9 protein-coding genes are annotated in these 13884 nt (G+C 71.9%); 4 read left to right on the forward strand and 5 right to left on the reverse strand.

Annotated elements, in window-relative coordinates; translation table 11 throughout:
• Nucleotides 1–56 precede the first annotated feature (56 nt).
• Both ACQP0P_RS10475 and ACQP0P_RS10480 read left to right on the forward strand, forming a co-directional pair.
• The gene (locus tag ACQP0P_RS10475; protein WP_433374169.1) at nt 57–1505 is read left to right on the forward strand and encodes a methyltransferase domain-containing protein; all 1449 of its coding nucleotides are present in this window, start codon (nt 57–59) and stop codon (nt 1503–1505) included.
• 551 nt (nt 1506–2056) lie between these two features.
• A complete protein-coding gene (locus tag ACQP0P_RS10480; protein WP_433374173.1) occupies nt 2057–2863 on the forward strand; it encodes a polysaccharide deacetylase family protein in 807 nt (268 codons plus the stop codon).
• 73 nt (nt 2864–2936) lie between these two features.
• On the opposite strand, the gene ACQP0P_RS10485 is transcribed toward ACQP0P_RS10480, so the two are convergent.
• The 4 genes from ACQP0P_RS10485 to ACQP0P_RS10500 are packed head-to-tail and all read right to left on the reverse strand — an operon-like array spanning nt 2937 to nt 8861.
• On the reverse strand, nt 2937–4730 hold the full coding sequence (locus ACQP0P_RS10485; RefSeq protein WP_433374176.1) for a glycosyltransferase: 1794 nt from the start codon (nt 4728–4730) through the stop codon (nt 2937–2939).
• Nucleotides 4727–6649 carry a glycosyltransferase gene (locus ACQP0P_RS10490; RefSeq protein WP_433374179.1) on the reverse strand — a complete coding sequence of 641 codons (1923 nt, stop codon included), beginning with the start codon at nt 6647–6649 and terminating at the stop codon, nt 4727–4729. The genes ACQP0P_RS10485 and ACQP0P_RS10490 overlap by 4 nt, the downstream gene beginning before the upstream one ends.
• A complete protein-coding gene (locus ACQP0P_RS10495) occupies nt 6649–8391 on the reverse strand; it encodes a glycosyltransferase family 2 protein (RefSeq protein WP_433374182.1) in 1743 nt (580 codons plus the stop codon). Before ACQP0P_RS10495 ends, ACQP0P_RS10490 begins: the two co-directional genes overlap by 1 nt.
• A complete protein-coding gene (locus ACQP0P_RS10500; protein ID WP_433374185.1) occupies nt 8388–8861 on the reverse strand; it encodes a hypothetical protein in 474 nt (157 codons plus the stop codon). The genes ACQP0P_RS10495 and ACQP0P_RS10500 overlap by 4 nt, the downstream gene beginning before the upstream one ends.
• A gap of 213 nt (nt 8862–9074) precedes the next feature.
• Between ACQP0P_RS10500 and ACQP0P_RS10505 the strand changes: the two genes are divergently transcribed.
• Both ACQP0P_RS10505 and ACQP0P_RS10510 read left to right on the forward strand, forming a co-directional pair.
• Nucleotides 9075–10211: a glycosyltransferase gene (locus ACQP0P_RS10505; protein ID WP_433374188.1), complete on the forward strand. Its 1137-nt coding sequence runs from the start codon at nt 9075–9077 to the stop codon at nt 10209–10211.
• Nucleotides 10208–11977, forward strand: coding sequence for a glycosyltransferase (locus tag ACQP0P_RS10510; RefSeq protein ID WP_433374191.1), 1770 nt, complete (start codon nt 10208–10210; stop codon nt 11975–11977). Before ACQP0P_RS10505 ends, ACQP0P_RS10510 begins: the two co-directional genes overlap by 4 nt.
• Before the next feature lie 244 nt (nt 11978–12221).
• Here ACQP0P_RS10510 and ACQP0P_RS10515 read toward each other — a convergent pair whose 3' ends face one another.
• Nucleotides 12222–13781 carry a glycosyltransferase gene (locus tag ACQP0P_RS10515; RefSeq protein ID WP_433374194.1) on the reverse strand — a complete coding sequence of 520 codons (1560 nt, stop codon included), beginning with the start codon at nt 13779–13781 and terminating at the stop codon, nt 12222–12224.
• Nucleotides 13782–13884: the final 103 nt, after the last annotated feature.

Consider the following 13884-nt stretch of genomic DNA (forward strand, 5'->3'; position numbering starts at 1 on the left):
TCGAAAAGGCCATGGAATTTCCGGGAATCAGCTATGAATTCACTGGGAGGTGTTCGATGACCGGAAACAGCAGTGAGATCCAAGCGCGCTGGCTGAATTGGAATGACTGCAGCGAGATGATTCTCGGGCTCCGACGGCATGTGTTCGCGACCGAACAAGGCTGGGGAGAGGAGATGGTGAACCACGAGAAGGACCCGAAGGGCCTTCACCTGGGCGCCATGCTCAACGGAGAGATCATCGCCGTGATATCGGCTTATCTTTATGAGCCGGGGGCGCCTGAGCTGTCCACTCTGGAGTTGCCGAAAGTGGACGGGCTGACGGTTCAGATCGGCAAGCGAGTGGAACTCGCCGAGCATCGGGGGCATCATGTCAGCGAACGCATAGGCACCTCGATGCTGCGCCAGATCTGCGAGTCGCTGCGACCGGACCGCTTTTTCCTCCTCGTCATGGGGCAGCACCGTTACCTTATCGACCGGTACACCAGGCGGAATTTCGTCAGGCACGCCGACATCGGTTCCGCTGACGATGCGATCACGGTGATGACAGTGGAAGGAAAGGAGGCCATAGAGGATTTCTATGTCAAAAACCGGGCCCTGGACAAGAAACCGGCACCCGGCGGCAGTCGGATCTCTGTCCCGTCACTCGTCCGTTTTCTGGTGGAGAGCGGACGCGGCGACGCGCTGGCGGCCGACCGCCTCGGGGCCGAGAACCACTACCTGGAGCCGCTGTCCATTGAGGCCGAGATGCCGCGCCTGACCGCGCAGGGCCGGCTGATGGCCACCGAGCAGCGGCCGCGTCTGGCGTCGACGCCGTTCCCGCCCGCGCCTGCCTCGTTGCTCGACATCGGCACCGGGCCCGGGGAATACCTGGCGGCGGTCGCACAGGAGGAGCCGCTCGCCGGGTATCGCGTGCGGGGGGTGGAGCCCTCACCTCAGCTGCTCGCCAGGGCCCGGTCGAGCTTTCCGGAGATCACGTTCCGCGAGGGCACCGCTTACGCCACGGGTGAAGCCGATTCGTCACACGACGTGATAACGGCGAACTTCGTGTTCGTTCACCTTCGCAGTCCGGACCTGGCCCTGCTTGAGATGCGGCGGGTGCTGCGGCCGGGCGGACTCCTTTATGTGGTCGATGTCAACGATGACAGCTTCCGCGGTCCCGACGTGATCCGTCGGATGATCGAGACGCACAACCGCAACTACGCGGGTGATCGCACGTTCCTGACCGACCTGCCGGGGCGTGCCGAGCAGTTCGGCTTCGAACCTGTCCGCCGTTTCTCGACGACGGTGCGCAACACGGGAGGCTCGCAACCGGCCTTCGGCCCGGATGAGATCCGTATCGGGCGGGCGGACGCCTGGGGACTCCTGTCCTTTGTGCGTGCGCAGAGAGGTGTCGAGGAGGTCTTCAAGGAGGCGCAGGACTTCTACTTCGGCGCGGAATGCGAGATGAGTTTGAACATCGAGACCCAGGTCTATCGCAGCCGTCCTTCCCGGGAGAACGGGCGCTGACCTCGACGACCCCCGGCAGGGCCCCGATCCCGAACCGATGATTTCGCCGGTGGTGAGGACGCCGGGGGTGTAGACGGCAGGTGTGGGCAGGGGCGGGAGCGGATCGTGCGGGTGCCATGCCCGCGAGGTGACGACGTCGGGTTCACGCGGCTGTGCCCCGGCCCGGCACGCGCCTTCCCCGGGAGCCCGGTGTCGTCAACGATCAGGATCCCGTCACGGTCGGCGAGATGGTTCGTCACGTGCTCGCGCGGGTCGTTGTGGACCGTGCCGGGATCCCGGTCCACGGTGCGCGCCGGCCGTCGCGTGCCATTGGGGCTGATCCGACCGGCGGACTCGGCCGACGTCCGGAAGAGGGCCGGGTCATGCCGGGTCGGCATCGGCTTCCTGAGGGTTTGCTGGTAGATCGTTTAGTTAGCTATGTGGGCTTATATAGTGATTTCCTGTGTACCTCGTTCGCTGAATGACTTCGCTGCCCTCTCGCGGTGATCGTCCACGCCCGTACGACTCCCAGCCTCCTGGGGCGCCCGCGCCTCCCGGAAGGAGAGTTCACTGTGAAGATCGTTCGCTGGGCGGTGGCACCGGTGGTGACGCTGGCCGTCGCGATGGCGCCGGGACAGGTCGGTCAGGCGAAGACCGTGAAACCCGCCAAGAAGGTGGAGACCGTCGTCTCGCTCACCTTCGACGACGGTGACTCCACGCACCTGGCCGTGGCCCGCATGCTGGAGAAACGTGGCATGCGCGGAACGTTCTACATCAACACCGACACCATCGGCGGCGAGCTCAAGCTGACCCGTCGCCACCTCGCCGCGATAGCCGGGAAGGGCCACGAGATCGGCGGTCACACGCTGACCCACGTCCGCCTCACCGAGCTCACCCAGAGCGAGCAGGAGGGGCAGATCTGCGACGACCGCAGAAGGCTGGTGGCGTGGGGGTACCGGCCGGCCACCCTCGCCTACCCGTTCGGCGCGGTCGACTCCGACGCCAAGGCGGTGGCGAGGCGGTGCGGCTACGACGCGGCCCGCTCGGTCGGCGGGCTCAGGGAGTGGAAGTGCTCCGGCTGCCCGGCGAGCGAGACCACGCGCCCGAGAGACCGCTACGAGATCCGCACGCCAGGCTCCGTCCGCGAGGACACCCTGCTGCGACACATGAAACAGCAGGTACTCAACGCGGAGAAGAGCGGTGGCGGCCTGGTTCCGCTGGTGTTCCACCGGGTCTGCGACCGTTGCGGACTCTACTCGGTGGCTCCCGAGCGCCTGAACCCCTTCCTCGACTGGCTGGCGGCGCGCAAGTCCCGCGGCACCGTCGTGAAGACGCTGCAGAGTGCCGTCGGCGCCCGCTACCGCCCCGTGCCCGGCTGAGGAACGGCCCCTTCAGGACCTCTCCGCGATCCCCACAGGTCCGGTCCAGGTGATCCAGGCCGGGGGAAGGCCGTCAGGAGCCCTCGGTGAGCCTGCGGAGGCCGCGGGCGGCGCGGCCGAGCAGGGAGCGTTGCCGGGCCTGGCGCAGGGCGACGGCCTCCAGGCGGCGCTGTTCGGCCTTCTCCTTCCACCTGACGGTGTCGCGGCGGCCCTTGGCGGCCACCGCGCGCAACTCCTTGAGCTCGGCCTTGAGCGCGGCGACCTGCCGCTGGGCCCGTTCGACCTCCCGTGCCCGCGACTCGGCCGTCGCGCGCCAGCGCACGGCCTCCCGGTTGCGGTCGGTCGCCCAGGAGGGGTAGGCGCGTGCCGCCGGCCGTAGCCGCCAGGACTCCGCGTCCAGCCAGGTCGCGCCGTGCAGTTCGGCGATCACGTCGTCGAGCGACTCGCCCTCGCGGGCCACCCGCCTCGCCCTCGCCACGGCGGAGGTCCGCTCCAGGCGGGCGGCCAGAACGCCTGACTCGTCCTCGTCCAGCGCCACGAGCAGCAGGCCCTCGTCCTCCTGCTCCGCCCGCTCGACCAGCATGGCCAGCGTCTCCGCCCCGGGCACCCACCCGGCCGGGCAGACGAGCCGGAACGGCGCGGGAGCCGAGGTCGGCGGGACCCGCTCGACGAAGGAGACGCGGCCGTCGTGGGCGTACTGGCCGCGCAGCAGCCGCAGGTCGAGCAACGGGTCGTCCAGCGGCCCGCCCACCGGTTCATGGCGCTCGCCCGCAGGCGACGCCCACGGCCCGGCCAGGGTGACGTGCACGTCGGCCAGGCTGCCGGCCAGTGCCCCGTCGACGCTCGCCCTGACGTCCTCGAAGGAGGCGCCTCGGGCGTCCACCACGACATCGACATAGGGGACCAGCCACTGCCGGCCCGCGTCGGTGCGCAGGTGGCGTCGGTAGGGGACCCGGTCGGCGATGAACGGGTCGTTGTGCCGCCTGACGTCCGCGGGCCTGCGCATGGCGGTCGTCGTGCCCAGGTGCCAGCTCAGCGCCTCGGCGTCGGGGACGAACACCGCGCCCGTCTGGGTGAGCCGGTAGCCCAGCTCGGTGTCCTCGCCGAGCCGCAGGGAGGTGTCCAGTCCTCCGGTCTCCTTCAGCAGGGCGGCCGGCAGTGAGACCGTCGCGCCCACGTGGACGCGGTGCAGCAGCGAGCTGGGGGCGTCGCGGAAGCCGCGGTGCGCGGTGACGAGCTCGACGATCCAGTCGTGCCCGTGCTCGGGGTCCTCGGTGAAGAGGGAGTCCGCCCTGTCCTTGGCGACGGCGATCTGGACCTCGGCGGGGGTGGGCGGGGTGCCCGTCATGGCGGTGAAGCGCAGCGTCCCCAGCACCACCAGGTAGCCGGCCAGGTGGTGCCAGCGCATGTGCGCCTCGACGTGCTCCCGGTAGGAGACGATGTCGGCGTCCATCCGGTGGATCACCGCGCCGTCCGCGACGGCGGTGCCGGTCTCCAGGGCCCAGGCGATGCCCCGGCGGCCGGGGGCGCCGGGGACGATCCGGGTGCGTTCGGGGGCGATCTCGGGGAGCCGGAGCGGGGGCGCGCTGCCGTCGTCGACGACGATCACCTCCAGGAGGTGCGCGGGGTAGGTCTGCGCGGCGAGCGCGGCCAGGGTGAGATCGAGTCTGTCCTGCCCTCCCCTGGCGGGGATCACCACGCTCACCGGCAGGCGCGGCTCCCACGCGCCGAGGACGGGCGCCGGCAGCACCCCGTAGTCGTTGCCGGGAATCCGCAGCGCGGCGGCATGGACGACCGGAACCGGCGGTGCGTACGGCGCGTCCACGCCTCCCCCGGCCGGGACCCACGGTGTGCGCGGCGCGTTCACGGTGCCTCCGGGGGGAGTTCCATGAGCGCGCTGGGCCGGAAGCCGCGCCACTGGCGCTTGTTCCGTCGCAGGAAGGTGCCGATCGGCTCGCGCCAGGTGTGGTTGGCGACGTTGCCGCGCCGCAGGATGTAGCCCAGCCCCTGGGTGCGGTAGATCTGCCCGCCCGCGGCCTGTACGGCGTGCTGGAACTGGGCGTCGATCGTGCCGGGCAGGGGACGGAAGCCGCCCACGGCCTCGAAGGCGGAGCGTTCGGCGAAGATGGTCCCTCCGGCGATGAAGTTGGTGATCTGCTCGGTGACCTGCTCGCGGTGGACGGTCACCCCGATCGAGGCGAGGTAGACGAACTCCGGGACCATGCCCACCACCTGGGCCCCCGAGTAGGAGTGGGCCAGCAGCAGGTCGGAGATGAAGTCGGGCCCGTACCAGTCGTCGTCGTCCATCTTCAACAGGAACGATCCCGACGCCCTGGCCGCGGCCTCGTTCAACATGGCCCCGAACACGCTCTCCTCGTTCGCCTCGAACACGGTGACCGGCCGCTCGAAGGAGGCCAGCGCCCCGGCCACGCCGGGATGCGTCGCCGGGATGCCGTGCAGGGCGAGGATCACCTCGAACTCGGCGCCGCGCTGCCTGGCCAGCTGCTCCAGCGCGAAGCCCACCATCTCCGGGCGGCGGGTGGCGAGCAGCACCGAGACCGGCGGCGATGGCCTCGCGGGGACGCCGAGCTGTTCCCAGCGGGCGCGGACGCCATGGCCGCGCAGCGCCTCGCGGCGCAGCCGGATGCTGTGCTCCTCGCGCTCCAGGTCGTCCTTGAGCGCGGGCTCGTCGACCGAGGTGATCAGCCTGGCCAGCTCGGGGCCGAGGGCGCCCGCCCAGCGCGGTACGGCCTCGGAGACCAGCGGCACCCCGGCCGCCGCCAGCCCGGTGACGACGCGGAGCGCGGCGACCGGGCCGCTGTGGCCGCGCCGCCAGTCCACCCGTACCCCTCTGACCTGCCTGATCCGGTTGACGTCCACGTCCGTGACGGCGCCGGAGGTCGCGAAGGCGGTGAGGGTCCGGCCACCGCAGGTGATCGCCCAGCGGCCGGACTCCACGGACAGCTCGGCGGTGCCGAGGGACGGTACGGTGACGAAGCCCATCGGGTTGACCGAGCGGTCGTCGACCGGTGGGACGGTCCGGGGTTCTGACAGGTCGCCGAGGCCGGCCTGGAGGATCCTGCCGCCGCCGGGGCGGCCGAGCCGCTCCCAGCTCATCAGCTCGGCGACCGGGCGGTCCACCGGGCTCTCGTCGCCGGACCAGGGCGGCGGCTCCTCGTCGGTCGCGCGCACGACCAGGTCGGCGCCGCGGGCCCCGAACCGGTCGGGGACCGGCCCTCTCGGTGAGGCCGGGGCCGCGTTCGGGTCACCGGGCCGCCAGTGGGCCGCTCCGGGGCCGGCCAGACCGGCGACGGGCGCGGCGACGGCGTCCATCCGGTGTCCCGCGAACGCCCTGGCGGCCGCGGCGAGCGTCCGCCCGGCGGGTGCCGGTTTGGAGAACCGTGCCTCGATCACCCAGGCGGGTGCTTCCGGCTGGTGGACCCGGAGCTCGACGAGCGACCGCCAGCGGTGCGCGGGAGTGGGCGAGGGCACCGGCGCGGTGTACCAGTGCGGTGTCTCCTCCACGGCGACGACCACCCGGGTGGCCATGGCCAGCAGTGACTGCAGGCTCGCGGCCCTGCGGAGGTCCGCCGGGGTGCGGGCGAGCACCAGGATCTCCGCGGCACCCTCCTCCGCGCGCGGGATGCCGTCGAGGTCGCCGTCGAGGTCCATCGCCCCGTACGACTCCAGCTCGCCGAGTGTCTCGAAGCCCACGCAGTAGACGAGGACGCGCCGCCGGCCGTTCCGCTCCCCGGCGGTGCGGACGAGATCGATCAGAAGGGACATCAGCCGCTCTTCCCCCGCCGCGGAGCCGTCTGCCGCCCGGCCGCCGGGATGATCCTCCCCAGAGGGCCGCGCCGCCGCTCGTCCCGCGGGTGCCCGGCCTCCGTCCGCAGACGCTCGGTCTCGGCGCGCAGGCTCTCCACCTCGCCCCGCAGCCGTTCCGCCTCGCGCTTCCAGCGGGTGCTCTCGGCCCGCCACTTCGCGGGGTCCCCGGCGACGGGCTCCGCCTCCCCGGCGGTCGTCATGCCGAACTCGGCGGCACTCACCCACAGGGAGCCGAAAAGCTCGTGGACGGCACCGTCGATGTCACTGCCGATGTCACTGCCGATGTCACTGCCGATGTCACTGTCGATGTCACTGCCGAGGTCACCGTCCGGGGCGCCCCCGGTCACCAGCGCCGCCCTGGCGAAGGCGGCGGTGCGCTCCAACCTGGCCGCCCTGACCCCGGTGGCCTCCTCGTCGAGCACCACGCTCAGCAGCCCGTACCCCTCGCTCTCGGCGAGTTTCACCAGCTCGGCCAGGCTGTCGGCGCCGAGTGCCCACCCGGCGGGGAAGGTGAGGCGGAACGGCGCGGGTGCCGAGCCGGAGGGCGCCTCCTCGGCGAAGAGGACCCGTGGCTCATGGACGTACAGGTTGTGCACCAGACGCAGATCGAGCAGCGGCTCGTCGAGGGAGGGGTGGCGCCCGGCGGGGAGCCGGGCCCAGGGCCCGACCACGGTGACGGCGACGTCGATGAGGGTGCCCGCGAGCGCGCTGTCCACGCTCGCCCGCACGTCCTCATAGCGGGCGCCGCCGACGTCGACGACGACGTGCACGTACGGCACCAGCCAGGTCCTGCGCGGGTGGGTGCGCAGCCAGCGCAGATCGGGGATGAGGTCGGGCAGCACCGACCAGTTGTGCCGGTGCACCTCCTTCTCCCTGAGCATGACCGTGGACGGGCCGAGGTGCCAGCCGCGGGCCTGCGGGTCGGGGATGAAGACCGCGCCCGCCTGCGCGAGGCGGAAGCCGAGGTCGGTGTCCTCGCCCATGTTCAACGCGGTGTTCACGCCGCCGGCCGAGCGGAGCAGTGCCACCGGGACCGATGTGCTGGCCCCCGAGTGGAGCCGGTAGGCCCCGGCGCCCGCGTCCCGCAGCCACCGGGTCTCCTTGAGCACGCCCGCCCGCCACTCGTGTGGCGCGGACCCGTCGAACAGTCTCTCCGCGTCCCCGGCCTGCACGGCCGAGAGGACCTCCCCGGCGCGGGGCCAGGTCCCGTCGGGGGCGAAGCGGACGTCGCCCATCACGACGGCGTAGGGGAGGAGGTGGTGCCAGCGCATGTGCGCCTCGACGTGCTCCCGGTCGAGGATCATGTCGGAGTCGACCCAGTGCAGGATGTCGCCGGCCGCCGCCTCGGCGCCGGTCTGGCGGGCCCAGCCCCGCCCCCAGCGGCCTTCCGGTACCCGGACGAGGCGGGTGCCCGCCGGGGTGATCTCGGGGACGCGCAGCGGCGGGTCGCTGCCGTCGTCGGCCACGACCACCTCCGTCAGATGCGCGGGGTAGGTCTGTGTGGCAAGGGAGGCGAGCGTGCGGTCCAGGGCGTCCTGGCAGTCGTACGCCGGGATCACCACGCTCACCCTGAGCCGGGGCTCCCACCGGCCCAGGTCGGGCGGGAGCAGCGGCCCGTAGTCGTTCTGCCTGACCCTGGCGCGCGGGACGCCGGCCAGATCGGCCAGATCGGCCAGATCACTGTGCCCGGCCCCGCTCACGCCTCTCCCTCCGGAGTGGCCTGTTCGGTCCGCGCCTCCACGGCGGCCAGTCGCGGCAGCAGGTCGTTGACCATCTCCGCCATCTCCTGGCGCTGCGGTATGGAGACCAGCCGATCCTCGCCCAGCGAGACCAGGATCGTCTGCAGGTCCTCGTCCCGCTTCCGCTCGTGCTCCCTGAGCAGTTCGACGATCTCGTCCAGCCGCCGGTCCAGCCGCTCGGTGGCGGCCTTGACCGTGGCCAGCTCCGCTTCGTAGCGCTTGATGCGGGTGTCGATCCGCAGGGCCTTGCCGTCGACCCTGCGCACCGTCGCGATCGTCGGCATCTGGACGGCGAACACCGTCGCGATCGCGCCGAGCACGACGGCCGCCGTGGCCGAGATGACATCGGTGCCCGCGAGCAGCGTCAGCGTGATCAGTACCACCGGACCGATGGTCGCCGCCAGAAGCGTCAGTTTTCGGGGCGTGGGCATCCGCGCTTACCTTCCATACCGCTATGTCATTACTTGTTCATTGACGGGGAGATAAATGAGGTTATCCGCTCTTCAAGTGCAAATATGGCTGGAAATGTGAAATTCCAAGGTTCCTGTGACCTGTGTGGCAGCTGTGAGTGATTAATGGTGATCACTTGGGTCAAGTGGGAAGTGGGGTGAGAAGGGATCTTTCTACCTCGCTATCCTTCGGTCGTGCCCGCGCAGCCGATCTCCCCCCTCCCGTCCCTTCTCGCCACACCGGCGGGCTTCCTGCGGTCGGCGGCCGGGGATACGGCCGAGCTGTCCTGGACCGGCGAGGGCTGGCTGGCGGCCGGTTCGCCGCTCGGCGACCGGCCGGACGCCGAGGAGGCGGCCCGCCTGCGCCCGCTGCGGGGACTGGTCGTCCGGTGGCCCGCCTCCGAGGTTCCGATCGGCGCGGTCACCGGTCTGGCCGCGGCCGGGGTGCCGCTGCACGCCGCCGTCTCGCCGGACTGGGTGGATCCCGAACTGGCCCGCCTGCTCGCGGCCTGGGCGCCCGAGGAGGACGACGGCTCAGGTCTCCGGTCGGTGACCGCCCTGCGCAGGGAGGAGCACAGCGTGCGACTACGCCGCCACGGGCTCCGCGACCGGATGGGGACAGGCCGGGCGGAGACGCCGCCCACGGTCAGCGTCGTGATGTCCAGCATGCGGCCGCACCTGCTGGGCGCCGCGCTCGGCCAGATCGCCGGGCAGCGCCGGGTACGGGTCGAGGTCCTGCTCGGCCTGCACGGCGTCCCCGCCGCGCACGAGGAGGTCAGGCGGGCGCTGCGCGGGTGCGCCCTGCCCGTCACGGTGGTCGAGGCCGAAGGGGAGACCCCTTTCGGGGAGGTGCTCAACCTGGCCGCCTCCAGGGCGGAGGGCGACTATCTGGCCAAGTGGGACGACGATGACTGGTACGGCCCCGAGCATCTGGCCGACCTGCTGCTCGCCCGCGCCTACTCCGGGGCGGACATCGTCGGCACCGCGGCCGAGTTCTTCTACCTGGAGCCGCTGAACGCCACGGTCCGCCGTACCGACTACACCAGCGAGGTCTGGTCCGAGCACGTCGCCGGGGGCACGATCCTGCTCCCCGCCGACACCTTCAGGGACGCGGGCGGCTTCCCCCCGCTGCCCCGGGGCGTCGACGCCGGGCTGCTGAAGGCCGCGCACGCCGCGGGGGCGCGCGTCTACCGCACCCACGGCCTGGGCTACGTGCTGCGGCGTTCGGTCGGTACCGAGCACACCTGGCGGCTCTCCCTGGCCCACTTCCTGCGCGTCGCGTCGAACCAGTGGCGCGGTTTTCGCCCGAGTCTGATCCTGGAAGCGCGATGACAGCACGGATAGCCGGTAACGACTACCGGATCCTCACGCCGCCCGCCCTGGGGGCCTGGACGCCCTCGCTCCGGGTAAGCGTCGTCATTCCCGCCTACGGAGACCAGGAGAAACTCGACCTGGCGCTCGCCGGGCTGGCCGTGCAGACCTATCCGGCCGCGCTGACCGAGGTCATCGTGGTCGACAACGGCAGCAGCCCGCCGCTGCGCCTGCCCGAACTCCGCCCGGAGGGCACCAGCCTGATCGTCTGCCCGATCCCCGGCCGGGCCCACGCCCGCAACACCGGTCTGTCGGCCGCCACCGGGGACGTGATCCACTGGCTCGACTCCGACGTGGTTCTCGACCGCAGGTCGGTCGAGGCGCACATGCGCTGGCACCATGCCGCCCCGTACCTGGCGGTCACCGGTTACCTGCGCTTCACTCCGGCCCGGCTGCCCGCTCCCGAGGCGGTGGCCGCCGCCGACGACCTGGCCAAGCTCTTCGAGCCCGCCGAGCCGCATGCCTGGCTGGTCGACCTCGTCGAGCGCACCGACGGCCTCACCGCCAACCCGCATCGCGCGTTCAGCCTGCACGTCGGCGGCGCGACCTCGGTCAACGCCGCGCTGCTCGCCGCCGCCGGGCCGATGGACACCGACCTGATCCTCGGCCAGGACACCGAGATGGGCTACCGGCTCGCCCAGGCGGGTGCCGTCTTCGTCCCCGAGCCGCTGTCGCGCGCCTTCCACCTGGGCCCGACCATGCGCATGCGCGGCAAGGCCCCGATCGACCGGGTCAGCCACGCGTTCGTGGCCGACCGGATCCCCTCCTACCGCTGGCTCCGCTCCCATCCGAGCAGGCAGTGGAAGGTGCCGTACCTGGAGGTGGTCGTCGAGCCCGGGAGGAGGACGGGGCGGGAAGGTCCCGGATACTCCTACGACGAGGTCCGCGCCACGGTCGACGCCGTCCTCGCGGGTACCCTGCCCGATGTCGCGGTCACCCTCACCGGCCCGTGGGACCGCATCGGCACGGAGGGGCGCGCCCCGCTGAAGGATCCGGACCTGGACCTGGTGCTGATCCGCGGCCACTACGCCCACGAGGCCAGGGTCCGCTTCGTCGACGAGGCTTCCGTCACCTCCGCTGTCACCTCCGCTGTCACCTCCGCCCCCTCCGAGGACTCCCGGCGGCTCCGCACCGGTGGCACCGCCACCCCCTACCGGCTCAGGCTGCCCGCCGGGTGGGTGCCCGGTGACGACACCCTGGCCCGCCTGCTCGACCTGGCCGGGGACGACGGCTACGGCCTGGTCTCTGTGCTGCTGGCCGAGGGGGGACAGGACGGTGACGGCGGTGCGGCCGGCGGGCTCGGAGCGGGCTCGGAGCGGATGATCGTCGCGGCGCGGCTGGAGCGCGCCGCCGCGTTCGGGCGTGCCGCGATCGTGCTGGAGGAGGGAGAGGACCTCGACGACGCCGTGGCGGACACCTTCGGCGTGGTCTGGGTGGACGGCGAGACCTACGGGTTCGCGTCCGAGGCCCGCCCCATCGTCGGCCGCCGGGGTGCCCACCGGGCCAGGATCGAGGCCGAGGCTCAGGCGGCCCGTCTCACCAGGGAGAACGAGCGGCTCCGCGGTCAGGTGACCAAATGGCGTGACGAGGCGGGTCGCTGGCGAAAAAGCGCGGTCGAGCTGCGGCGCGAGGTCGGCACCCTGCGCAAGGAACTGGCCGCCGCCAGGAAGGTCGTCCAGTACGGGCTGCTCTCCTCCGTCAAACGGGCCATCACCCGCCGCCGCTGACCTTCCCGCCCCGGTTTTGCCGCGCCGGTCTTGCCCACGCGGACGCCCGCCCGCGCGGCGCCGGGCGGCGTTCGTTCCCGACGGCGCCGACGCAGCTCGGGAAGTAGGAGCCGATGTCCCGGTACGGCACGGTGGTGCCGGGTTCCGGGCACCACCCGGGCAGGTTGACGATGCCGGAAGGCCGCGAGAGCGTGGGCGTCCCGGCCTGATCCGCCCTGACCGGCCCCTGGCCCGGCGGTACGGCTCAGTTCCTGAGGGAGGTACGGAGCCTGCCGAGGAGCGTGGTCCACCCGCCCTGGGCCTGGTGCGGCCGGACCTGCCCGGCGCCCTGTCTCACCGCCTGCGGCGTGCTCTTCCGCTCGGGGGCCGGAGCCTGGGACCGGGACGAGGACGGAGCGGGGGGCGCCGTCTCGGCGGGCCAGAACTCCGGCCGCGCCCCGCGCCGCACACCGTGGGTGGCCCTGACCGAGGCGGCGACGGCGGCGACGTCCTCCGCGCCGAGCAGCCTCGCCCGGCCCAGCGCCTCGGTCCGCTCCAGCGTCGCCTCGCCGTCGGCGCCGAGGTCGACGACGAGCATGCCGGAACGGTCGTCCTGCATCGCGGCGATCATCCGTTCCAGCGAGTCACGCCCCAGCGGGACCGAGGTCGGACCGGTATAGCGGAACGGGATCGGGGCGGGGGTTTCGGAGACCTCGTCGGCGAATCGCACCCGCTCGTCGTGGGCGAAGTGCTCACGCAGCAGCCGCAGGTCGAACAGCGGGTCGTCCAGCACCGGCCGGCGGTCCGCGGACAGCTTCGACCAGGGGGCGACCAGGGTGACGACCACGTCGCCGAGTGACCCGCCGAGTGCCGCGCTCACCGCCTCGCGCACCTGTTCCCCCGGCCCTTCGGCACCGAGAACCACCTCAACGTACGGGACCAGCCAGTGGCGGCCACGGTCCTTGCGCAGGTCGCGGCGGAGCGGCACCCGGTGGGCCAGGTAGGGGGCGACGACCTGTACCGCCCGCTGCCGGTTGCGGCGCTGGGCGGGAAGTCCCATATGCACGGCCTGGGCCTTCATGTCGGGGATGAAGACCACGCCGTGCGCGGCCAGCCGGTAGGCGAACTCGGTGTCCTCGCCCCGCAACACCTCCGCGTCCACCCCGCCCACGGCGCGGAAGATCTCGCGCCGCATGGAAACCGTCGGTCCCGTGCACACGTGGTAGGGGTTGCGACTGGCCCGCAGGCCGTTGGTGCGGGAGATCGTCTGCTCGGTGGAGCTGGGCAGGGCGTCCGTCAGGTCGAAGACGGACTCCAGCCGGCCCGCACGCACACCGTCGTGCACCTGGGCCGCCGTCAGCGACGGCTCCTCGACGAACTTCTTCGCACCGATCGTGACCAGGTAACCGGCCAGATGGTGCCATCGGGCCAGCGCCTCGATGTGCTCGCGGCAGACGACCATGTCGGCGTCGAGGCGCTGGATGATCCGCCCGTCGGCGAGGGCGGCGCCGGTGTTCACCGCGTGGGCGATGCCCCAGCCCGAGGGGTCGGTGGTCACCAGCCTGGTGCCCCGCGGGACGATCTCCGGCAGCCGCAGCGCAGGCTCGCTGCCGTCGTCGACCACGATCACCTCCATGAGGTGATCCGGGTAGGTCTGCGCCGCCAGGGAGGCGAGGGTCAGATCGAGCCTGTGCTGTCCGCCGCGGGCCGGGATGATCACACTGACCGAGAGTTCCGGATCCCACGCGCCGAGCGCGGGCGGGTCCAGGGGGGAGTAGTCGTTGTGCCGGATCGGTGGCAGGTCCGCCGCCGCGCCGCCCGTCATGATGTGGCACCCCTTGTCTGGTTCGTAGCCCGTCAAGTGTTCGGCCCATCGCCTGTCAAGGCCTGTCAAGCTCCGCAGACCCTACCGGCCCATGCTTAGGGTT

The organism is Streptosporangium sp. CA-115845 (genome assembly GCF_050943795.1).
Classification (GTDB): domain Bacteria; phylum Actinomycetota; class Actinomycetes; order Streptosporangiales; family Streptosporangiaceae; genus Streptosporangium.

Bases quoted from the DNA above. Each gene is read 5' to 3' on its own strand.
- ACQP0P_RS10475 (WP_433374169.1), top strand. From the start codon at position 57: ATGACCGGAAACAGCAGTGAGATCCAAGCGCGCTGGCTGAATTGGAAT.
- ACQP0P_RS10490 (WP_433374179.1), bottom strand. From the start codon at position 6,649: ATGTCCCTTCTGATCGATCTCGTCCGCACCGCCGGGGAGCGGAACGGC.
- ACQP0P_RS10500 (WP_433374185.1), bottom strand. From the start codon at position 8,861: ATGCCCACGCCCCGAAAACTGACGCTTCTGGCGGCGACCATCGGTCCG.
- ACQP0P_RS10510 (WP_433374191.1), top strand. From the start codon at position 10,208: ATGACAGCACGGATAGCCGGTAACGACTACCGGATCCTCACGCCGCCC.
- ACQP0P_RS10515 (WP_433374194.1), bottom strand. From the start codon at position 13,781: ATGACGGGCGGCGCGGCGGCGGACCTGCCACCGATCCGGCACAACGAC.